This is a genomic window from Candidatus Bathyarchaeia archaeon, assembly GCA_041447175.1.
Lineage (GTDB): Archaea > Thermoproteota > Bathyarchaeia > Bathyarchaeales > Bathycorpusculaceae > JADGNF01.
Genome location: CP166960.1, coordinates 193,444 through 214,772, shown reverse-complemented (window position 1 = coordinate 214,772; position 21,329 = coordinate 193,444). Strand labels below are relative to the sequence as shown.

At 50.3% G+C, this 21,329-nt stretch carries 17 protein-coding genes; 4 read left to right on the top strand and 13 right to left on the bottom strand.

Features of this window, described 5'->3' with window-relative positions:
- Positions 1 to 559: 559 nt before the first annotated feature.
- Positions 560 to 997, bottom strand: a complete 438-nt coding sequence (locus ACBZ72_01165) for a type II toxin-antitoxin system VapC family toxin (protein XES77500.1) — start codon at positions 995 to 997, stop codon at positions 560 to 562.
- Positions 960 to 1,223, bottom strand: a complete 264-nt coding sequence (locus ACBZ72_01160) for an AbrB/MazE/SpoVT family DNA-binding domain-containing protein (GenBank protein ID XES77499.1) — start codon at positions 1,221 to 1,223, stop codon at positions 960 to 962. Before ACBZ72_01160 ends, ACBZ72_01165 begins: the two co-directional genes overlap by 38 nt.
- Positions 1,224 to 1,445: 222 nt before the next feature.
- On the opposite strand from ACBZ72_01160, the gene ACBZ72_01155 reads away from it, so the two are divergent.
- Positions 1,446 to 1,997 carry a hemerythrin domain-containing protein gene (locus tag ACBZ72_01155; protein ID XES77498.1) on the top strand — a complete coding sequence of 184 codons (552 nt, stop codon included), beginning with the start codon at positions 1,446 to 1,448 and terminating at the stop codon, positions 1,995 to 1,997.
- A 67-nt stretch (positions 1,998 to 2,064) separates the two neighbouring features.
- Here ACBZ72_01155 and ACBZ72_01150 read toward each other — a convergent pair whose 3' ends face one another.
- The 4 genes from ACBZ72_01150 to ACBZ72_01135 all read right to left on the bottom strand — a co-directional run bounded on the left by ACBZ72_01150 (position 2,065) and on the right by ACBZ72_01135 (position 7,953).
- Positions 2,065 to 2,691, bottom strand: a complete 627-nt coding sequence (locus ACBZ72_01150) for an NAD(P)H-dependent oxidoreductase (protein XES77497.1) — start codon at positions 2,689 to 2,691, stop codon at positions 2,065 to 2,067.
- Entirely contained in the window at positions 2,688 to 3,230 is a 543-nt protein-coding gene (locus ACBZ72_01145) for a nicotinamide-nucleotide adenylyltransferase (GenBank protein XES77496.1), read from the bottom strand. Before ACBZ72_01145 ends, ACBZ72_01150 begins: the two co-directional genes overlap by 4 nt.
- 116 nt (positions 3,231 to 3,346) lie before the next feature.
- Positions 3,347 to 5,671: an ArnT family glycosyltransferase gene (locus tag ACBZ72_01140; protein ID XES77495.1), complete on the bottom strand. Its 2,325-nt coding sequence runs from the start codon at positions 5,669 to 5,671 to the stop codon at positions 3,347 to 3,349.
- A 35-nt stretch (positions 5,672 to 5,706) separates the two neighbouring features.
- A complete protein-coding gene (locus tag ACBZ72_01135; GenBank protein ID XES77494.1) occupies positions 5,707 to 7,953 on the bottom strand; it encodes a hypothetical protein in 2,247 nt (748 codons plus the stop codon).
- A gap of 209 nt (positions 7,954 to 8,162) precedes the next feature.
- On the opposite strand from ACBZ72_01135, the gene ACBZ72_01130 reads away from it, so the two are divergent.
- The 3 genes from ACBZ72_01130 to ACBZ72_01120 are packed head-to-tail and all read left to right on the top strand — an operon-like array spanning position 8,163 to position 9,961.
- Complete coding sequence (locus tag ACBZ72_01130; protein XES77493.1) at positions 8,163 to 8,579, top strand: B12-binding domain-containing protein; 417 nt, start codon at positions 8,163 to 8,165, stop codon at positions 8,577 to 8,579.
- Positions 8,580 to 8,603: 24 nt separating this feature from the next.
- On the top strand, positions 8,604 to 9,512 hold the full coding sequence (gene mtrH / locus ACBZ72_01125) for a tetrahydromethanopterin S-methyltransferase subunit H (GenBank protein XES77492.1): 909 nt from the start codon (positions 8,604 to 8,606) through the stop codon (positions 9,510 to 9,512).
- A 44-nt stretch (positions 9,513 to 9,556) separates the two neighbouring features.
- A complete protein-coding gene (locus ACBZ72_01120) occupies positions 9,557 to 9,961 on the top strand; it encodes a DUF1616 domain-containing protein (protein XES77491.1) in 405 nt (134 codons plus the stop codon).
- A 120-nt stretch (positions 9,962 to 10,081) separates the two neighbouring features.
- Here the strand turns inward: ACBZ72_01120 and ACBZ72_01115 are convergent, their stop codons facing one another.
- The 7 genes from ACBZ72_01115 to ACBZ72_01085 all read right to left on the bottom strand — a co-directional run bounded on the left by ACBZ72_01115 (position 10,082) and on the right by ACBZ72_01085 (position 21,306).
- On the bottom strand, positions 10,082 to 11,971 hold the full coding sequence (locus ACBZ72_01115; GenBank protein XES77490.1) for a NosD domain-containing protein: 1,890 nt from the start codon (positions 11,969 to 11,971) through the stop codon (positions 10,082 to 10,084).
- Positions 11,968 to 14,070 (bottom strand): NosD domain-containing protein, encoded by a 2,103-nt coding sequence (locus ACBZ72_01110; GenBank protein ID XES77489.1) that lies wholly within the window; start codon positions 14,068 to 14,070, stop codon positions 11,968 to 11,970. The genes ACBZ72_01115 and ACBZ72_01110 overlap by 4 nt, the downstream gene beginning before the upstream one ends.
- Positions 14,071 to 14,163: 93 nt before the next feature.
- Positions 14,164 to 16,314 carry a nitrous oxide reductase family maturation protein NosD gene (locus tag ACBZ72_01105; protein XES77488.1) on the bottom strand — a complete coding sequence of 717 codons (2,151 nt, stop codon included), beginning with the start codon at positions 16,312 to 16,314 and terminating at the stop codon, positions 14,164 to 14,166.
- Between the two features lie 5 nt (positions 16,315 to 16,319).
- Positions 16,320 to 18,203: a PQQ-binding-like beta-propeller repeat protein gene (locus ACBZ72_01100; GenBank protein ID XES77487.1), complete on the bottom strand. Its 1,884-nt coding sequence runs from the start codon at positions 18,201 to 18,203 to the stop codon at positions 16,320 to 16,322.
- Between the two features lie 154 nt (positions 18,204 to 18,357).
- Complete coding sequence (locus ACBZ72_01095) at positions 18,358 to 19,743, bottom strand: radical SAM protein (GenBank protein ID XES77486.1); 1,386 nt, start codon at positions 19,741 to 19,743, stop codon at positions 18,358 to 18,360.
- A gap of 152 nt (positions 19,744 to 19,895) precedes the next feature.
- Entirely contained in the window at positions 19,896 to 20,138 is a 243-nt protein-coding gene (locus tag ACBZ72_01090; protein XES77485.1) for a hypothetical protein, read from the bottom strand.
- 268 nt (positions 20,139 to 20,406) lie between these two features.
- The gene (locus ACBZ72_01085) at positions 20,407 to 21,306 is read right to left on the bottom strand and encodes a hypothetical protein (GenBank protein ID XES77484.1); all 900 of its coding nucleotides are present in this window, start codon (positions 21,304 to 21,306) and stop codon (positions 20,407 to 20,409) included.
- Between the last annotated feature and the right edge of the window lie 23 nt (positions 21,307 to 21,329).

Sequence of the window (21,329 nt, the reverse complement as noted above, 5' to 3'; positions counted from 1 at the left end):
ATGCTTTGCTGAATGTGGCGGGTTCGGCTTTTTGGTTTGGGTTTGGCGGATTTTTGGGCAGGGTTTGCTGGAGGTAGGTAGGCTACGTTTTGACCTACCCCTATCCCCCTCTACACTTTCCCAGTTTGAGGCTTCGACCTACCCTCTATAGGTTTGTGCAATGAATCAATATTAGGCGGCAAATAGGTTCACGTGGACTGTTGGTTTTCGGCTTTTTTGCTTCGACCCCCCCCTCCCCGGTTTTCTGCATACAATTACTAATAGCATCCAAATAGGTTCGCAGTCTGCAAGTTGTGGGAGACACCTTCCCTGAAAAGCCTACAAAACAGCGCTTTTCCTCCTGACACTCAGCGCCCCAATAACAGCATTAGAAACTCACCTACCAAAAAGGAACCGCCCGCTATAAGCTAATAAGCTAATGACCACCAAAACAAACATGTCTACAACTTAACCAACCACAGCCCGCAAGGAAAAAATGGACGAAAAATACTTTCAAAAGAGGCAACAAAAGACAAGAAAGCCGGGTAGGGTAACCGAGTTTGAAAAATAGAACTATCGATTAGCCAGGTGAATTTTGGTTCGTGTCTAACGTTTTTCGTTTTAGCTGGGTTATCCTATCAAAGTCGGGGTCTTCAGACACAATGTAGTCAGCTTTCTCCGCGATAGCTGTCGCTGCATGTAAGGCGTCCCTTGGGCGAAGCTGGCAGTCTCGGATTAGCTGCAAAGCTGAAGACGCCAACTCCTTGTTAGCTGCAATTATTTCCAAGTTCGGAAAATTTAGAAGGGCATGGCAGGCTTCAAAAGCCAGGTCTGAATTATGCTTTTTTATAACCCAAAATACTTCATCGAAAGTCAATGCCGAGGTTCCCGCTTTTTCTTCCCCACGCTGAATTCTACTTAAGAGAGACCTCGCCTGTTCTCCAAGCTCCTCTGTATTTATAGCTGCAAAGATGAACACGTTAGCGTCCAGATAGAGCACGTTTGTATCTCTCTTCAAGTTCTTCTTCATATGCGTGAGGATCTATTTTGGTATTGCAGTGAATTTCCTTGGCTATGCGTTCGAACACGGCAACGGCATCAAAATCGGGCTTCTCCAAAATGAGCTTGTCATCGTCCATCTTGATTAGAACTTTAGAGCCGGGTTCGATTTTTAGGGCTTTTCGCATCGCGCGAGGGATAACCACTTGCCCTTTTGGTCCAACTTTCATTTCCTCTTCAAGCAAAGTCTCACCACAAGTTATACAAAAGTATAACTGAGATTTATACCTTCAGCTGCAGGCAGACAAGACGCCCAAAAAGTGTAACACCAAAAGTGTCTTATATACTAAAACCAAGGTCGTTCAGGTTGCAACCACAAATCCATATAAGAACATCAAGCGTTAAGCCAGTTAGATTAACATTCTCACCGAGCCAAACTCCCTACAGGCTTTTAAGGAGGTGAAATTTTGGAACAGTTAAGGTCGGCTTTCGGCAGAGGGCCCCCAGAAGGCAGCATATATGACATGCTCAGAGCGGAGCACCGCCAAATCAAAGCAAGCCTCCAAGAAATCTTGGGCAGCGGACGCATAATGCAGGACGTTTTCTCACAAACCGCAACTGCCTTGGAGATTCACATGAAAGGCGAGGAAGCACTGCTATACCCCAAGCTTGAAGAGAACAACAGCACCCGCGCCTACGCCGTGAAATCCCGCGAAGAACACAACTTTGCGCGGATGGCAATAAAAGACATTAACAATGCAGCGGCGGATGAGCGTTGGATGGCAAAAGTCTCCTTGCTCTACGACGTTGTGAACCACCACATCAACGTAGAGGAAAGTGACGTTTTTCCCGCCGCTCGAAAAGTGCTAACGGACACATTGGCGATGCAGATGGGAAGAGAATACAGAACACGAGTCCCCAGCGAAATGCACAGCCCAGCCGCAACTCAGCCGCCAAGCAGCCAAGAAATGAGCGAAACGCCCCCAGTGGCACCGCAAAAGCAAGAAGACGAACCGTAATAGCCCCCTTTTTCAGGCTCTTTTTTTGCTTTATCTTCAATTACGTTTCGTGTAAAGGACAGCTTACTTAATTGTCAGGTTGAGTTGATTGCTGTGTGGTTTGTTGCGGAAAGTCTTTTTTAATTATGTCTGTGACTTCTTGTAGCCACGTTCTGCGTTGGGTTTGGGTACTGGTTATAACCACCCTGAACACATGGCGGTGGAACTCTTTGACGCCGCACAAGTCGAAAATGCAGGTTTTCCAAAGAGTCTCCAACGGGTCGCCAAATACACGCTGCTCCCGCTCGGATGCGGTGTTTGAAGTGTTAAAAACCACAGCCTTTTTCGCTTTCAGCAACCCCACAGGCACACCTTCACCGCCGTCGCCCTCCACGAAACGGTACGCCACCTCTTCACGGAAAACGCGGTCAATCCAGCCTTTGAGAACTGCAGGCGGTTGCCCCCACCAATTCGGATGCACAACCACGATGCCGTCGGCGGACGCTAACTCGTTGCAGTGCTGCTGAATTTCTGGTTCTAGGTGGGCTTCGGAGGGGATTTCTTGGGTTTCTATAAGGGGGTTAAAGCCTTCGGCGTGAAGGTCATGGAAAACCACTGTGTGCCCTAACTGCGTAAGGGTGTTGACGGCTGTTCTCGCAATAGCCGCATTAAAACTGCCGGGGTCAGGATGCGCGAGAACCACAAGGACTTTCATGGCTCTTCCGCAGCGGCGGGCTTGTCGGTTTGGTTGAGGTCGCGGAGTCGGTTGACGCCGTCAATTTCCGCAACGAGAGCGGCAACGGCTTTGGGAACCAGTGCAGCCCAGCTTTCGCCTTGCAGCATCTTTTCCCTAACCATGGTTGAAGAGTAAAGTTGCCGCTCTATGAAGGGGATGTTTTTGATTTTGTAGCCTGCCTCCATAAACAGCCGTTTAGTGAGGGGCTCGTTGCTGTAGACGATTTCGAAGCTGGGCGTGTAGCCTTCGACGGCGGAGACCCACATCATGTGTAGGTGCACGTCTGGAACGGGAACCACCCAGACGCGGCTAAAATCCACTTTTGCACCCTCCAAGGCGCTGCGTATCATGACAAGCCGCTCGCCTGAGGTGAAGGGGTTTTCTTTGGTGTGGCTGTACTGGGCGCTGCCGATGACTATGACCAGTTCCTCCACTTCGTCCAAAATCCGTTTAATGGCTTCGAGGTGACCTATATGGAAAGGCTGAAATCGTCCAACATATAGTCCGCGGGTAGGCATAGCTTGACTGTCCTGTGCCTTTCAAGATTGAAGTGTGGCTGCTTTTATGATTTACTGTTCCCCAATACGTACACGCATCAAACTCAGCCAACAAACGCCGCAAACGCAGATTTTCCTTACCCAACAGGCTCCAGCACGTTTGCGTAGGGGTGGTCCGATTTTATTTTGAGCACATAATACTTGTCGTTGGAGTAAACCAGCTGCACCCACCCCGAACCCAAAATTTTGGGGTCAAAGCGGGTTGTGTCGTAGACTATGAAGCCGACGTAGTTGTCGCGGATGATGGAGGCAAAGTTGCGGCATTGCACCTCGAAAGGCTCCACGGTTTGAGTGAACAGGGAATCCATGGCGTGAGGGTCTTTTATTGCAGGGTAACTCGTGAGCGAAAACGCCAGTGTCTGGTAGCTAAGTGAAATGGTGTAGTTGGCTTCCACTTTAAACATGGTGTACTGCCAGCGTAGGGCGTCGACGTTGCGGTTCCACAGGGCACCCACGTTGCCTGAGTCGGGCAAGTCAAGGAAGCGGACGGCGTAGGCGGTTTGGTTGTCGGGGTCATAGAAGTCGATGCAACTGTTTTGCTGCAGGTTTTCGCGAGTGAAGCTGGTGACTGCCCACTGGTTAGGCGCCACTTTGGTGGGGTTATCCAGCGGGCTCTCCCACTCCAAGGCACCCGCGATGTTGGCTTGTGTGAAAGACATGGTGGGGTCAAAGTATTGGCTTAGGTAGAAGGTGACGTAGTTGAGGTTGTCATTTAACGCCGTCAACTCCCACGTTACCGTCACGGGGTACGAGTTATTTTCCATGAGGAAATTTTGGGTCAACAGGAAATCCTGCGCGGTGTACTCCACGCTTATGCGACGGGGCGAATGCACGGTGTCCATGGAGATGGCGCGGTTGAGGCTGCCCAACGTGTATTCATGGAGGGTTCCGTTTTGGTCGCGGTAACTAAGGTAAGAGTTCTCCAGGGGCGTTTGGGTGATGCGGTGCCAAACCATGTTCAACTGCACAAAGTTTTCGTCCGAGATGTCGGTTTTGGCAGTGTAAACCCGCGTCATGGTCAACGGGTTTGTGAACTCGTAGGATAAGTCCAGTACGCATTCGGCGTTGGTGTTCCAATCAATGATGGGGTCGGTTTCCGCCGTCACATTCAACCCTGAATAAACCCAGAACCAATGCCCAGGCTCCTTGGAAACAACAACCTGCGCCGACGTATCAGGGTAGTTTTCCCGTATCCACCCGCCTGCCTGATAAGCGTTCATGTCCGAGGTAGAGTAAAACACAACGTCCTCCTCCAGCTTGCCGCTAACCGTGCCAAAATGCAAAACCATCACCGCCACCAACGCCGCCGCCAAGGCTACGCTGAGAATTTTGAGGGCACGCCGACGCCACCCAGCGCGGTTATTGAAGTAAGCCGCAAATGCCGTATCCATCAGGAAAGTGAAGGTAACCGCCGCCAAAACCACCAACGCAGGCAGCATGTAATAGACAAACCATTGAAACGGCAAATAAATGCCCACAAGGTACGACTGCGAAAAGCCCACGGGAATCAAAAAAGCCAACACCAGCAGCAAGTAGAAGACCAGCAGCCGCTTAGCTTTAAGCTTAAAATACGCCACAACAAGCCCGCCGAAGGCGAAAAACACGATGAAACCAAAATAGGTCATGAAGGAGTTGAAGCTAACAGCAGGGATTTGGAAGGCGTAGGATTGGATTTGGAAAAACACAATTTCCACCAAATCGCCAAGGTAGGGCAATATGGGCTGCAGGTAGTAGATGCCAAAAGCGATTCCGCCGCCTATGACGGCTGCGATAAGGGCTTTGGAGTAGTTGCCGCGGGACTTCACCAGCACCACAACAAGGAAAGGCGCCAAGATAAACACGGAGATGAAGGTGGCAAGCTGATGGGACAGCACCACTGAGAACGCCAAAATAAACGCCACAACCGCGTTTGCCGTACTCTTCAAAGGCAACGCTAAATACACAAACAGCAACGCCATGAACGCCAAGCTAAGGATGCTGGTGTAGCCGCCCCAACTGTTGAGCTCGTAAAGGGGGAAACAAAGCAGTAGCAGGGAAGCGGCGATGACGCCAGTGGTTTTGTTGAAGAATTTGGCTGCCAACTGGTAAACGGAGAAGACCAGCAGCCAGTCCATGAGGGCGGTTATGGCTTTTATGACGAAAAGCTGTTGGTCCACGGTTACGGCGCCGGTGAAGGAGATGAAAGTGGAGAGCGCAAGATGATACAATGGGGGCAGCCAAAGAATACTGGTCAGAGGCAGGCTTCCGGTGGATAGGAAGTACTTGGCGGTTTCTAAGTGCACGGCGGGGTCGTTGCCCAAGACTAAGCCGTTGGCGCCCACAAAGAAGTAGAACAGTACGAAGACCAGCACCGAAAAGACGCCTGTGAAGATTACTTCTAAGTTTTTTTGTTTTGTGCCCAAGCCAACCAACCAGTGTGGTCCCCATCTTGACTTTACTATGTTGTTGTGTGCACTTGGAATATGGCAACCTCATTGTTAATAAAGACGAGGCTAAATGCGGGGTCTTTGGCGAAGCGGGGCCATTGTTCAGAGTCGCGAACTGCCACGTAGGAGATGTTTTGCTGGGCTAAGGCTTGGCGGTACTCAACGGCTTCTATGGGGGCATCGGACAGCGTGTCTTGGTAGGTTTGGGTGTGGTTCACAACCATCTCCTGATAATACGCAGTCTGATCTGCGGCGGAGAGGTGGGGGTCGGGGTTTTCGGCGTACTGGTAAACACCCGCGTATAAACCGACTTCTCCCTGACTGTTGCCGTTAAGGTTGTAGACCATTTCAAGACTGCTAGGGTTCTCCATAGTGAAAATTTTTGTTGCAGGTTGGCCGTCCGTAAAGATGAGTTGCCCCGCAACCTTCATGTTAGTATCAAAAAACGCGAGGCTACTTTGGTTTTGGCCTTGCACACAAATGCCTTTGGTGTGCAAAAGCAGGCGAAGGGAGTCAAAGGTTACGTCGGGGTTGACAGCTGCGAGTGATATGTTCATGTTTGCAAAGTTTTTGCCTTGGTAAATGGTGGTTTGCTGAGTAAAGTTGAAGTCGGCGGTGGCGTGCGTCACGGATATGGTGGCGTAGTCGCTGCCGTTTTCCAGATGCTGGTCAGTCACAGGGGCTGTTGAGAGGTCGGTTATGTAAACTTTGTTGTCGGCGTCGCGGTAGGTTAGGGTGATTTCATTGTTGTTGAAGTTGAAGAAGCCGTAGGGGAAGTAGGAGTTGTTGAGTTTCGCCAAGAACACGGGGTTGTGGCGGGAGATGTATCCGCCGTCTTCTCGGACCTGAATTAAGCCGTTATCCACAAGGAAGTCAGTGTCTAAAACGGCGCTGGCGACTTTGGCGGGTTCAACCTCTCGGCTGTTTGTTAGGTATTGGGGTTCCACGGCGCTTATGGTGGGGCGTTGGGCAAAGCCTCCAAACCACCAGCCGTATTGGGCGTCGGTGAGGAAGAGGGCATTTGTGGGGGTGTTGTTTTTTGACCATTGAATGGCGTCGTATTTGGGTTGGTTCATGAGTTGGTAGTAACTTTGCACGGTTATGCCTTCGGAGGGGGTGGCAAACAGGGGTACGGCTAAGAAGGCGACCAGCAGGAAAACGAGCATGAACAATAGCAGGAAGTTGCCGCGTTCAAGTTTAGGCATTAGGCGTCGCAGGGTTTTGCTGTTGCTTAGTCGGACTTGGGGGAGCTCTTTGACTGCGGAGATTAGCCAGTGGGTTGCTTGGGCAAAGAACCGTGCGCTGTGATAGAGCCCCAGGCCAATCATCATTATAACGGGGAAGAGGACAAAGTACAGGAAACGGTTGTAGTCAGTGTATAAACCCACCAAGTACCCTTGAGTAAGGCAAGCGGGAATTAGCCACCACAAAACCAGCAGAATAGTGGGCATAGTCAAGTATTTGCCCATGTAGTATTTGGAGAACAAAAAGAAAAGCGAAACAAACACAAAAAGTGGCACCACAATTTCCAAGGGCAGAATCTTTGTGGAAATTAACGCTTGCCGAATATCTGCGGTGCCCCCTGTGAAGGCTGCGGCGTCCGCACCCAAGTACGCGGGTGCAACTTCAATCAAGAAAGGAGCAATGAACAAGGCACCTAAAAACACCGGCATAAGCCACGCGATGAAGTTGGTGCGTTTTTCGCCGATTCGTCGCGACAATAGTAGACCGAAAAACACTGCTGCAAATGTTATTGCAATAAAAATCACTGAACTCAGCGAATGCGTAAGAAATATGGCACCACAAAGCAGGGAAGTGATTGCCAAGAAGGGCGCCATAGAAAAGCGGTCCATCTCTAAAAACAAAAAGAAAACCAAAGGGATAAGCATCAAAGTTACTACGTTTGGGTAGCCGCCCCACATCAGCATTTCTATGTCAAAACGGGAGACCGCAACCAGAAAAGCCACAATCAATGCGGCGGGTACATTCCAGATTTTGCGGGTAATCAAGAAAGCAACCAAAACAATCAGGGAAGAAAAAAGGGAAACCACTAAGGCATGTGCAACAAAGTCAGGCATACCTGTGAGCAGCACTATGTAGGAAACAAAGATGTGGTAGCCTGGAAAAGTAACTGAGGAACCACCACCCATATGGTAGGAGTTGTAAAGAAAGTTTGTGCTGCCTGACTGCGTTATTGAGTAAACAATGCTGTTGTGAAGCCCAATGTCGGCGCCAGGCGGAAAAGTTTGACGCAACATCAAAACAACACGATAAATAAAAGAGAAAACCAGAACTAGAACCAACAATAGGTAATTTCTGGGCGTTTTGAACATTCGGTTGCCTTCCTAGACCATCGCGTTTCCGTTCGTTTAAGCAATGGGTAGTGATGTCAAAGTTTAAATATCTATTCCAATATAAAACCCGACAGTAAAACAAACCTTAAAATCTTAAATCAGGTGTGTTTGAAATGTCATGGCTTAAATCTATGATGGAAAAGGAACCTCCAGAACCAACCAATCCAATCGCAACTGTCGTTATCGGCAACATTGAACCCGACATGCACGACACAGCAAAAGAAGCAGTCCGCAAGTCACTCAAACGGGCAGGATTCAAAACAATCGATGTAGGCAAAAGCGCCCCAATTGATGCGTTTGTTCAGAAAATAAAAGAAAACAACGCAACTCTTCTCGCACTTTCTGTTAACACTGTACCCGCAAAGAACCAGCTTCCAAAACTTATGGATGCAATCAAAGCTGCAGGTCTCAGCGTCAAAATCATCATGGGCGGAGCAGCCGTTAAGAAAGAAGATGCAGACGCAATCGGCGCACTCTTCGGCAAAAACAAAGAAGAAGCCCCAGAAATCGCAAAGAAAGCACTCGCATAAACTTTCACCGGGATATGACGCAGTATGAAGAGATTCAACACTGAACAAAAAGTGTACGAAATCGCAAACGTTAAAGTGGGCGGTCAACCAGGTGAACTGCCAACTTTCCTGATTGGCTCAATTTTCTGGCTAGGTCAGAAGATGGTTCAAGACGCAAACAAGGGAATTTTTGACGCTGCAGAAGCCGAGAAAATCATCAACACAATGCAGACCCAAAGTGACCAAACTGGCGTAAATTTTGCTTTGGACGTTGTCGGGACAACTGAAGAAGCATTCAGCAAATACATTGACTTCGTCGCGAAACACGGCGACTTCCCAATCATGCTTGACGCAATGAGCCCCAAGACTCGTATGGCAGCAGCCAAAATGGCAAAAGAAATGGGTCTACAGAACAGATGCTTCTACAACTCAGTCTATAAAGGCGTGACCGACGCTGAGTTGGAAACCCTCAAGGAAAGCGGCATCAAAATGTCCATTGTGCTTGCCGACAACCCAAAAGACAACAGTCTAGAAGGCAAAATGACAGTCATCGAAGAAGCATTAGCGCTGGCAGAAAAAGGCGGAATCACTCAACCGCTAATTGACACCGCTATACCTGCGTTTGCACCAGACATGGGCACAGCAGTCAGAACCATACCCATCATGAAAGAGAAGTATGGTCACCCAGTGGGCTTAGGCAGCGGAAACGTCGTCACCACTATGGGATGGGTCAAGGCGCACGTCGCTAAAGAATTCCGCTATGGCTGCCGCACAGCAACCAACGCTATCATGCAAACCATGGGCGCCAACTGGCTTATGATTGGCCCAGCTGAGCAAGCTGAATACGTGTTCCCCGCAGTCGCAGTCGTCGACACCTACATTGCATCCGCAGCTGCAGACCTCGAAACAAGGCCACTAAACGAAGAGCACCCAATCTTCAAACTGTTCCTTTAAACCCACCCTCTTTCATTTTTTTAAAACTTTAGCAGGCTAAAACGGTGAAGCCAGCCACTTGGTTTGGAATCGTCGTCGTTTACACAGCCTTAACGTTGTTATGCGTCTACTTTATCCCCAGCGACTCCACATTTTCAGGGATTAGAACCTTTTTCGGATTCACCTTCGTCGCCTTCGTACCCGGATACTGCCTCACCAGTTTCCTGTTTCAAGAACGCAAACTGGATTTTGGAGAAAAAACCGTCCTGTCTGTGGCGCTAAGTTTCAGCATCGCAGGCATATCTGGATTGTTCCTTGGCTTGTCGCCCGTTGGCATAAACGTCACCTCAATCACACAGTCCCTCGGCATCATAGTCATCGCGTTGGCAGTTTTGGCTTTCTTGAGAAAAGCAGGGCTGATTAAAGTGCCCACCAAGAAGTTTAACCTCAAACATTCCCGCGCAAGTTAACGCTTAATCAGCGCAAACTTCTTTTTAAAAAACAGCACAGCCACTCCAACTCTAATTCGCAGATGCAAAGCTGGCAAAGGATACAACTGCGCAGGAGCGGCTATGTTGCTTACGAACGCTTCATCTGGTTTTACCTCTCAGTTTCACAATAAACGAGACGCAAACTGCTCCGATGAACAGCACGAGGAGGGGTAAAACTGGAAATTCTGGGACGGAAGGGGAAGGCTGCGGGCTCTGGGATGGGCTTGGGGAAGGCGAAGAAGAAGGTGTTGTTGACGAACTTGGGGAGGGCGTAGTCGTCCCAATACTGTAAGGCACCATCAGGGGGTGGTTGTCTTGGTTGTTTCCATACAGGTAAAACGCAGTGTCGCCTATGCCGTCGCCGTTTTGGTCGGTGCCGTTGTAGTTGCTCCAGAAGTTGCCGGTTTTGCCTTCGTCCCAGTTGTTCTCGGACAGGGGTGGAGGACCGATAAAGTTGGCGGGTTCCACGACGACGCTGGAGAGCGTTTGGACTGCCCCGACGGCGAGTTTGTTGTTAAGGGCGGTTGTGACGGTGGCGTAGGGGTTACTCATGCCATTGTCGTAAACTTGCTGCGTGTTGTTTTGGAAGTTGTTGAGGTAAATGTTGTTGCTGCTGGCGCTTGCAAAGAAGAGGGCGTTTTGGTTGTCTGTAAAGTTGTTCTGGGTTATGGTGTTGCTTGAGCTGCTGGAAAGCGAAATGCCGTTGTTGTTGGCGGTGAAGTTGTTGCCGCTGATTAGGTTGTTAAAGCAAGAAGCCTCCAACCGTAAACCCACATTGTTGTTTGCAAAAACGTTTGCCGTGATGCAGTTTTCGGAGGATTCGTAGAGGCGGATGGTGGAGTTTTCTGAAGCAAAGTTGCTAGTGATTGTGGAGTTTGTTGTGTAAACCATCAAAACCGCATCGCCTCCGCCCGTGAAAGCCTGGTTTTCAATCGTCATGTTTGTGCAGTTCACAAGGAAAATGCAGCCAGCGTAGGAAGGCACCGTTTTGCCCTGCTCGTTGACCCAGTAAACCACGGGCTTTAGGTCCACCCAGTTGGAGTCATCTATGTCGTTTATCCATCCCGCCGCCGTGTAAGAGCTCACCTCCAGATTCTGACCATTACTGTTGAGTTGATTGCGCCGCAACAGGTTGCCCTGCGATGAGTCAAGGCTTATGCCTGCACCGCTACAGTTTCCCACGTAGTTACTGGTCAGGTTGTTTTGGTCACTGCCTATGCTGAGGCGGATGCCGTCGCTGCAGTTCATCACGTCGTTTTGTGATATGGTGTTGTTGTTGGAGTAGCCTTGCAGGTTGATGCCTGCCATGGGGAATCCGCGGATGTGATTTTCGGTAATGACGCAGTTGGTGGAGCCATCAAACTGGATGCCAGCGGCCAGCGGGAACTGGGAGGGCTCATAGATTATAGTGTTGCCGCCACAGAGGACGTTTGAGGAGTAACCGCAGTTCACCGCATCTATCATGTGACTTATGATGGTGTTATTAACTACGGTGTTGTCGGGGGAGAACGCCAGCGCCAAGGCGTATTCAACGTTTGCTTCGATTCTGCAGGCCACAATTACGCTATCTGTTAGGTTACGGGCGCGGATGCCAGCCCTCTCCCCATAAAGAATCACGCTTTGCGCCCTGAAGCCTGAGACGCGGTTAATCAGCATGCCAGTTCCAGAATCGGCATTCACTGAAAGGTCGCGTATTGTAACGTTTGTTTGGTCTTCGATTGTGAAGCCGTCAGCGTCTGCCCGAAGTGTAAATCCGCCGCCGTCAATGACCACGTTACTTTTTTCAATCACAAAGGAGCCAGCCACATCTGCGGTGAAAGTGTAAAGGTCGCCGTCACGAAGGATGGAGCCTGCACCTTCGACGGTTCCATCACTGCGTATGTAAATGGGGGTCGGCAAAGCGGTCTGGGCGTTTGCTACCGCGGGAAGCAGAAGTAAGCTGGAAAACAAAGCCAAAATGAGTATGAAGGCGATTCGGGGCTTCTTCATTGCTGTGTGCCTCCGTTAAGTTTAGACAGGGAACGTTTCTTGAACGCCAAAACGCTTAAAGCTACCGCGCCAAACAGGGGCAGAATCGCCCACGCTGGAAATTCGGGAATCGTTTCCACCGTTACGGCTTGCATGAGGGGGTGGTTGTCGGTGTTTTTGGCGTAAACCACAAACCCGCTGTCGCCCACGCCGTCACCGTTCTCGTCTGAGCCTGAGTAGGTGCTCCAGTAGTTGCCCACGGTGCCGTTGTCCCAGATGTTCTCGGATGGGGGCGAGTTAACTTGGTAGGCACCTGCTAAATCGTAGAGCGTCTGGCTGTTGTTTACAAAGTTGTTTTGGAGGAACAGGTTGCCTGAGGATGGCGTGTAGGTTATGGGTGGGTATCCGAGGAAGGAAATGAATCCGCCGCTTACGTAAACCGCGTAACCGTTGTCCGTGACGTTGTTGCCTATGAAAGTGTTGTTTGGGGCGCCGTAGAGGTAGATGCCGTTTGTGTTACCGGCGATGACGTTGCCTGTGATGTTGGAGTCGGAGGTGAAGGCAAGCAGGACACCGTTTGACTGGTTGTTGAGTGTGAGTCCTTGTGCAGTGATGCCGGAGCAGTTCACAAGCGCCAAGAAGCCTGCGTCGGGGGGCACGGTTTGGTTGTGCTGGTTGACCCAGTAGCACATAGGCTTGCCGTTTAGCGTGTTGGTGAGGTCGACGTTGTTGTCAAAGTTTGCGCTGTTAATGGGCAAGCTTTCGTTATTGCCTACGAAAGAGTTGCTCCTTAGGGTATTGCCGGTGGACTGCAAAATGACGCCTCGCCCGTTGCCTGTGAACGTGTTGCCTGTGATGTTGTTGGAGCCGCTGTAACACAGAACCGCCTGCTCGTTACCCATAAACGTGTTGTTGACAAGTTGCATGTTACCCCGTACGGTAACTGCAAAACCGTTATTTGTAAAGTTGTTTGACGCGACCACGTTGCCCGTCGAGACGGCGTCTTGGGAGGGTGCAAGGGCGTAGCTGTTGTTGAATAGGAGGTTGCCCACGATTAAGTTGTTGCTCGCGTTGCCAAGGTTAATGCCGCGGGTTAACTGGGTGGAGATTTCGTTGTCGCGTATGGTGTTGTTGCTGGAGTTTTCGATGCCTATTGCTATGGCGCCGTCCGTAAGGTTGCAGCCAACGATGGTTATGCCCGTGCAGTCGAGCAGTTTGATGCCGTCGCCGCGGCGCCCCGTCATGGTCACGTCGGCGACTGTGCTATTTGAGGTTGAAACCAGCGCGATGCCTGTGGGATTGCAGTTCTGCACAGTTATGCCTGTGCAGTTTACCAGCGCAACGTACGCCGCATCCGAGGGCACCATTTTGTCTTTTTCGTTAAGCCAGTAGATAATCGGTTTGCCGTCCACGGTGTTTGACGAATCTAAATCGTTATTGTACTGGTACAGGGGATAGGTGTAGGTCGAGAAGGTGCAATTGCTCAGGTGGTTGTCCCTGAAAACGCAGCCCGTCGAGTTCTGAATGGTTATGCCTAAAACACCATCAACCAAGTTGTTGCCGACGATGGTGTTGCCATACGACCATTCAAGTGAGAGGGCGTAGAAAAAGTTCACCATCGTGTTGTTTACCACAGATATGTTTTGGGAATGCAGAAAGTTAACGGCTATGGGACCCAGCAGGGGAGTGGAAGGCATGTCCTCAAACCCTGGAATAACAAGAGGTTCAGGCGTCCCAATTAACGTGTTATTTATGAGGGCACAGTCTTGAGCTTCCCCCACATCGACTACGTAGCCGCCTTCAAGCAGCACCACCACGTTTTTCACAGTCACATTCTGCCTGCCTGCGATGACGACACCGCGGTTTCCGCCTTCCAGCGTGTATCCTACACCATCAACCACAACGTTGTCTCTCTCAACGGTCAACGAGCCCGTTATGTTCCCCGTAAAAGTGTAAACATCGCCGTTGCGCTGGATGTTGGCTGTTCCCGAGACGGAGCCGTCGGCTTGGATGAAGTTTGTTTCTTCAGGACGCGCACCCGCCAAACCAGCGGTGCCAAGAAGCAACAAGGGAAGTAGAAGGAGAGACAGAAGGGCAAATGTGGGGGCAAGTTTTTTCATGCTGAAGCCTCACCATAGAACGAACGATGTGGAGTTAAATGGGTTTTTGTAAAGGTTCTTTGACCAAAACCGTACAGAAAAAAGAACGGCACGTCAAAGTTTCTTGACAAACCAACCAGCCCCTCCGCCAGTCCCTCTGCGTTTACTCACCCACACCAAACCAACCGCCGACAACGCAACTGCAAACAAAACCGCGCCCACAGCGATTGCCCAAGGAAAAACAGTCTGCGCCGCTTCGGGCGCTTGAACAGCAAAGTTAACCACGGAAGAGCCTCCGACGGCGCCATCTAAAGACTGGACGTAAATCACCAAACTGTGTGCGCCCGCAGTTAAGCCTACGAGGCTGGCGTTGCCGTTAATCGTCGCGTTTGCTTGCCCATCTAAACTGTAGCCTATCCACGGAACAGGCTGCTCCACAACAAAAGAAAACTCCACGGTGCTTTGGGGGTAGGTTTTGTTTTCTGGGGTCAGCAGGGTAACCGTGGGTTTTGGCGATTGGGACACGTCTGGTGTTGGGGTAGCCGTTGGGTTGGGTGAGGGTGTGGTGAAGTTTATTGGCAACCCAACTGTGTACGGAGAAGTCAAGGGGCAGTGGTCGATGTTGTTTTCGTTTATTTCCCACGGGACATCCCAGATGCCTGCCCCAGGCACCTCGGACACGTTGGGGTAGCGGGTTTGGTAGTCGCCCCAGTAGTTGCCTTCTTTGCCGTCATCCCAAAAGTTGCCGACCCCTGCCACGTTGCCACCATGCCACACCCAAATTCCAGGTATAGAAACATCCAACCCGTGTTCTTGTTGGTTTCCGACAAAGTTATTGTGGGTTATGGTGTTGTTTGAGGCAGTCATTGAGGTGTCGCTGGCGCTTTTCAGCTGAATCCCCCAGCCCGTGTTGTTTGTGATGGTGTTTTGTATGATGTGGTTGTATTCGGCTTCATCGAGCAGGATACCGTTACTGTTGTTGGCGACGTAGTTGGCGTTGACGACGTTTTGGGTTGTATGGTACCAAAGTCGGATTGCCCAATCAGTGCTTTGGGTGATTCGGTTCTGGGTTACATTGTTAAGGGAGCATTCAAAAAAGCCAATGCCTACGCCGCTGGTGGCGGTAAGGTTGTTTTGGCACATCAGGTTGGAGCTGCAGCTTCGAAGGTCAATGCCTTCACCGTTGCCTATCAACGTGTTCTGGGTGATGAGGTTGTTTGAGGAGATTGAAAGGCGAATGGCGGCGCGTCCGTCGCTGCCCAAAACCTGCGATGACTGCGTTCCTTCAAGGCCATTGTTTAGAAACGTGTTTTGTTTCAGGGTGTTGTTGTTTGAAGATGAAATGTAAAGCGCATTATGCACATTGTGGGAAAAGGTGTTTTCGGCGATGGTGTTATTGTGGGAGTTTAACAGCCAAATGCCGTTCCCGTTACCCTCGATGGAATTGTGAATGACCGTGACGTTTGTAACCTCAACCAAAAGCATGGCTTGCCCATTACCTTTCAGGTTAAAGCCTTGTACAGTGAGGTCTTTGCAGCCAACCAGTGCAATGTAACCAGCGTTTGCAGGGACCTCTTTGCCCTGCTGGTTTACCCAGTATATTATGGGTTTACCGTCCACCGTGTTGGACTGGTCGACGTCGTTTAGGCTGCCACTCCCAGAGGAGCCGTAAACAAAGAAGTTGTAGGTGTTGTTAGCCATCTGGTTGCTTCTAAGTATGTTATTACTGCAGGAACTCAAGCAGATACCGTAAGTGTTGTTGGTTGCAGTGTTTCCAGTTAACGTGTTGCCCGTTGAGAAGTCGTTAAGGTAGATGCCGTAAGTGTTGTTTGAGAAGCTGCAGTTGATGATGGTGTTGCTGTTCTCGGAAGAATGCCCATAATACAGCCAAGTAGCCAAGATGCCATTGGTGAAGCCGCTAATGTTTAGGTTCTGCAGGGTTACGTCGTTGGCTTCTTGCATAAAAATCCCCGCAGTGTTGTTGATGCCCCTAATGCTGTAGCCTGCGCCGTCAAGGACAATGCCATCGCATTCGATAGCCAAAGTGTACCCCACAAGGTCACCTGTTAAGCTGTAAACGTTGCCATTTCGAGTTATGGGAGAAGACGCGGGAGAAATGTCGCCGTTATCCGCGATGACTACTGCGGGGGTAGGGGTCAGCATCGGCATAAAGTTGGCTTGGACAGAACCTACAAAAAACAAACCTAACAAGAGGGAGAAAAGAAACATCAGTGCGAGGACTTTGGGGGGTTTTTTATTTGTCATGTTGTTCACCGAATGGGTTGTTTCGTTTTTGGGGCAGGTTTTCGCCTCAACAGCAGACACCCCGCCGTTATGGTCAAAACCGCCGCGATTAAGGCAGCAGCCAAAATTGAGGCTGTATAGTCGGGTTGTGAAGACAGGGAGCTCCCGGGAAACTGGGCTTCGGGTGCAGCAACAGCGAATTCGACGGTTTCAGAGGCGGTAACGTTGCTGTTGGAGGCGTTGGCGTAGAGGGTTAGGCGGTGGGTGCCGTTAGGTAATGCGGGAACTGTGGCGTTTCCGAGGATGGTTACGGTGGTTTGTCCGTCTAAGCTGTAGCCCGTCCAGGAGGCGGTTTTGTTGAGAAGAAAAGTTAGGGGGACATCTGCGGTTTCTGAAGTGGACTGGTTTTGGGGTGAAACGATTGTAATGTCAAGAAAGTCTGCTGGGGGCAAATCCAAAACTGACGGATTGGGCGTACTATTCTGGGCGTCCACGTTAGATTGGCTTGCGAAGAAAACCGGCTCAGAGGCCCCATTGTTTCCCGCCAGGTCACCAGCATAAACTACTATCGTATGGGAGCCATTGGTTAAACCAGTTAAAGTGAGGTTTTCAGCTATGGACACAGCAGGTTTTCCGTCCAAGCTGCAAGTTATCCATGCAGTGGGCTCGTTGACTTTGAAAGTAAGGTATGCACTACCTGAATAGGTGAAGTTCTTGGGCGAGAAAATTGTGATATCGGGAGGAGTAAGGTCAGGAAAGGGCTGAATCTCGGTTTTCACAAGCCAGATGTCTGATTCCGATTCTCCGGTTCCCAAAGAACCCGTGAAAACACAGTTGCCATCTTCTGTTTGGATTACTGAGAAAATGTAATTGCTACCACCAGCTTTTGGTGGGTAAGTCAGGTTTCCGATTAGGTTGCCGTCTGCATCAACTTTTACAACCCCTGCCACGCAGTTATCAAGCAGCAAAAAAGGAACACTATAATCAGTGGAGTCTTCGGGGGGTTCACGTACAGAACCGGCAGCAAAGTAGCTGCCGTCAACGGTGCGGGTTGCCGCAAGTAACTCGTTGCGTTGACCGGTAAAGAGGTCTTTGCGCCACTGCCAATCCCCTTCCGCATTAGTCTTAACCAGAAGACTGGACCTCACCAGCAGGTCATTATAGGAGAGGCTCTGGGTTCCAGGCAAAACGTACCCGCCGTCAGGGGTTGCAATCAGGAACGCGGGGTCGCCGCCTACGTCGCGGGTCCATTGGACGTCCCCCGCGGAATCAGTTTTAGCCATACAACCAGAAGCAGCTAACGCGTAGCCGCCATCATCGGTCTGGACCACATCCTGAAGGTTCTTCAGGGAGCGGATGTCAAAAGTTTGCATGCTGTAGATTTGACTCCACAACTCATTACCCTCGGAGTCAGTTTTGATGAAAAAACCAGTTTTATTAGAAAGGGAACCAACAAACGCAAAGCAGCCGTCGCTGGTTGAAATGAGCGCGTTTGTGCAAAGCACCCCCTGCTGCTCCAAGTACACGTTGCTCCAGACCAAATTGCCCTGGGCATCGGTTTTCACCAGAGTTGCAGAGGTGCTGTTTCCCGCGAGAAGATAGCCGCCGTCGTTGGTTTGAATTACGCAGTTGGCGGTACCTGCGCCGAAGGTTCTGCTCCATAAAAGCTCGCCTGTGGCGGCGGTTTTGAGGAGCAAGGATTCGCTGTTGTTTGTTCCTGCAACCACGTAGCCGCCGTCGGCTGCTTGAATAACGCAGTTTCCTGAGCCTTGTTTGCTGGGGAAGGTTTTGTTCCACGCGGTGGGTTGGGGAGTTTCGCTGCCGTTGAGGCAAATTAACGTTGGAGAGAACATGAGCGTGCATAGGAGGATTGCCAGTAGCAGTAGCTTTGCGGAGTTGAACTTTGTCATAGGTATTCCCTTAGCCAACTAAAACTCTGGCGGGTTTGGATAAATGGGTTTTTGTAAAGGTTCATTGACCAAAAGGCGACTAAAGCGTGGACGGGTTAGTCAAGAAAGCTTGACCTAAACAGAAAACAAGAAAAAACCAAAGTTTCCTAGAAGGTTAGGAGAGTTTTATGTGCATAGCCCTAAGTGCGTATGCTGCGGAGGTTTTCACTGCCGAAATTCCGTAGGTTCCGCCTCGGCGCATCATCTTCAAAACGTAGCCTGGACGCAAATAAAACTGCTGGTAGGCTTTATAGCGAAGCTCCGCCAGCCGCTCCATCGAAAGCCAGGGCGTCTCAAACGTGGGTCCAGCAGTGTCGAACTTGTCAAAGTCCGTGATGCGCAGCCACTCGTTCTTGATGACTTGGTCATACAATGGCGTCCCCGGGTAAGGCGTAGCCACATAGAAACCAACATCGTCAGGGTTAAGCTGCTTGACAAAGTTGATGGTTTCTTTAGCGGTTTGCTCGGTTTCTCCCGGAAAACCCAACACTACGTTTGCGATGGTCATTAAGCCAACGTCTTGGGCGGTTTTCCAAGCTGCACGGGTCTGGTCTAGCTTGATTTTCTTGTTCATAGCACCCAAAATGGCTTCGGAGCCAGATTCAACGCCCATCCAAACCGCAATACAGCCTGCATCCTTCATGGTTTTAAGCATTTCCCGGTCCACCATGTCCACGCGTGTGCCGCAGTCCCAAATCATGTTCAGCTTGCGCCGGTGCAGTTCTTCGCAGATTTTTAGGACGCGGTTGCGGTCCACAGAGAAGGCGTCATCGTAGAAGGTAACTTGGTCCACGCCATACTTGTCATGAACAAGCTGCATTTCGTCAACAACGTTTTTGGCGCTGCGCCATCGGTAGCCTCGCCCAAACATGCGGACGGTACTGCAGAAATCGCACCAGAAAACGCATCCGCGGCTGGTCATGAGGGGAAAGAGGATTTTGCCCATGCGCTTGAGGCTTTCCAGAGGCATAAGATGGTGGGCGGGGAAGGGGAGGGCGTCGAGGTCTTCGATGAGGGGACGGTCGGGGGTGCGGATGATTTTGCCATCCTTGTTGCGGTAGGTTATGCCTAAAACTTTGCTTAGGCTGGCTTTTTCTTTGAGCTTTTCAAGGAGTTCGACAAATGTGGTTTCGCCTTCGCGTCGGACGATGATGTTTAGGCTGGGATACTCGTTAAGGGCGTTTTCGTCCCAGAAGGTTCCGTGGCTTCCACCCAGCATGGTAACGCAGTCGGGGTGAACTTCTCGTGCGATGTCGATGAGGTGCATGGCGGACTTGTAGAGCAGGGTGGTGGCAGTTACGCCGACGACGTCGGAGGGTGCGTTGCTGAGGCGAGTTTTGAAGGCGGTGTAGTCGAGGTGTTCGGCTTGGCAGTCGATGACGGTAATTTCGTGTCCAGCTTGTTCAGCAACTGCACTTAGGTATGCAAGTCCAAGGGGGATGAATGGCGGGTGAGAGTGGACGCTGGGAGGGTAGGGAGGATTAACTAGGGTAATTTTCATGTTGGAAAGTGCCCTTCTGCAGGGAATAGAAGCGTATGGAGGGAATATAACGTTTTCTTAGAAAACCAAAGAAACAGTTTAATGGGCAGCAAAGCACCACTAACTACAGCCACCCAACTTTGTTTCTTGAAAGTCCAGCGCCGCGTTCAGCGTTAGGTGCACAAAACGGGAAGGTGAGCGCATGTTGCTTTCCATGCATTCACATGTTTATCCACTATGGCTCGGGCTTCTTTTTCGGTTCCTTGAAGCGGCATCTGATTACTAAAAAGGCGATACTGCACGTCAAGGTTTTCTTGGCAGAAGTTGAGGATTTTAAAGTTGATTTTGATGTTGGACTGGGCGAGTTCGCGGGCGATTTCTTGTTCGGTTTTCTTTAAACTTAGAGGAACAGACATGCTATTTTTCTCCTTACAGCACTTTTTCTAAAACGTGTTTGGGGGATTAGGGGTGGTTAACTTGGCGTGGAGCTTAAAAGTGGAGTTCACTGGGGAATGGGGGGACATGTTTTCCACGGTTTTGTTAACGCCTAATCCTCCAAGTATGATACTGGAACACATACAACTACTGGGTTTACAATCCTAATAGGAGTATGTGGATTCACACAGAAGCAACAAGCAACAAAAACAGGGCAAGAAAATGAAAGAAAAAGAAAAGGGGTTATGCTTATTGCATTTTTTCCCAGCGGTCAAACAATTCGAGGACTTCGTCGCCGCCGTGACCCTTGAGGAACTCGCGGGTTTCTTTGTCAGCGGCAGCTTCTTTTTGGAACTTTGCGATGTACTCAGCTTTCTCGGCTAGGAAAAGGATGCCGTCAACACCCTGCCTTGCAACACGGGTAGCAACCGTCATGATTTGTTTGGTTGTCGCAACAGTGTCCCAAGTTTCGTTTGGTCCGCGGACGTAAAAGTTCACGAAGAAGGGTTTCTTTAGTTGGCTCTTGAAGCCTCTTGCGATGGTTTCCCAGTACCATGGAGTCGGGTAGGATTTGCTGAACATGGGAATGACAAAGTAGTCAGCGTACTGTGCCAAAGCGTCAAAGTCGTAGCCGAAACGCAGTTTACCAAGCAATGGATCAGGCAGCAGGTTTACAAAGAGGGGTTTGCCGGAGACGATTTCTTTTACTTCCGCAAGGAAGTCAGTTACGGTTTTTGCGCGCCATTCAACCCAGCTTAAACCGCTTTTACGTTGCTGCTCGATGCATCGGGGGCAAGTGCAGAAGTATTGGTCGGCGAAGTGCTGGCTGCTGATGCTGATTCCGGGGGTGACTTTGGCGCTTTCCGCGATGATTTTCAGGTTGTATTCGCGGGCTTCTGGGTTAGTCATGCAGACGACATCCCAGCGGAGGTTGAAGCGTTTGTTAGTGCGCAGTGACGGCCCCCATGAGCTGACGGAGACCCAGTCGGGACGCTTAGCAGCCATGTGGTTGTCGCCAAAGCATGCAATGTTAGTGTACATTTCGGGGTTTGGTTTGCCAACAATGCCTGACTCTGACTTCAAACGGTAGAAGTTGTATTCAACGCCTTGAGCAGGTTCAGGTTGATAAAGAAATGTGCCAAATTTCAAACTTTTCACCATTCAATGTGTCC

Coding starts and splice junctions, on each gene's coding strand:
- ACBZ72_01095 (XES77486.1), bottom strand. CDS start 19,743: ATGAAAATTACCCTAGTTAATCCTCCCTACCCTCCCAGCGTCCACTCT.
- ACBZ72_01110 (XES77489.1), bottom strand. CDS start 14,070: ATGAAAAAACTTGCCCCCACATTTGCCCTTCTGTCTCTCCTTCTACTT.
- ACBZ72_01135 (XES77494.1), bottom strand. CDS start 7,953: ATGTTGCGTCAAACTTTTCCGCCTGGCGCCGACATTGGGCTTCACAAC.
- ACBZ72_01090 (XES77485.1), bottom strand. CDS start 20,138: ATGTCTGTTCCTCTAAGTTTAAAGAAAACCGAACAAGAAATCGCCCGC.
- ACBZ72_01145 (XES77496.1), bottom strand. CDS start 3,230: ATGCCTACCCGCGGACTATATGTTGGACGATTTCAGCCTTTCCATATA.
- ACBZ72_01130 (XES77493.1), top strand. CDS start 8,163: ATGTCATGGCTTAAATCTATGATGGAAAAGGAACCTCCAGAACCAACC.
- ACBZ72_01115 (XES77490.1), bottom strand. CDS start 11,971: ATGAAGAAGCCCCGAATCGCCTTCATACTCATTTTGGCTTTGTTTTCC.
- ACBZ72_01100 (XES77487.1), bottom strand. CDS start 18,203: ATGACAAAGTTCAACTCCGCAAAGCTACTGCTACTGGCAATCCTCCTA.
- ACBZ72_01105 (XES77488.1), bottom strand. CDS start 16,314: ATGACAAATAAAAAACCCCCCAAAGTCCTCGCACTGATGTTTCTTTTC.
- mtrH (XES77492.1), top strand. CDS start 8,604: ATGAAGAGATTCAACACTGAACAAAAAGTGTACGAAATCGCAAACGTT.
- ACBZ72_01150 (XES77497.1), bottom strand. CDS start 2,691: ATGAAAGTCCTTGTGGTTCTCGCGCATCCTGACCCCGGCAGTTTTAAT.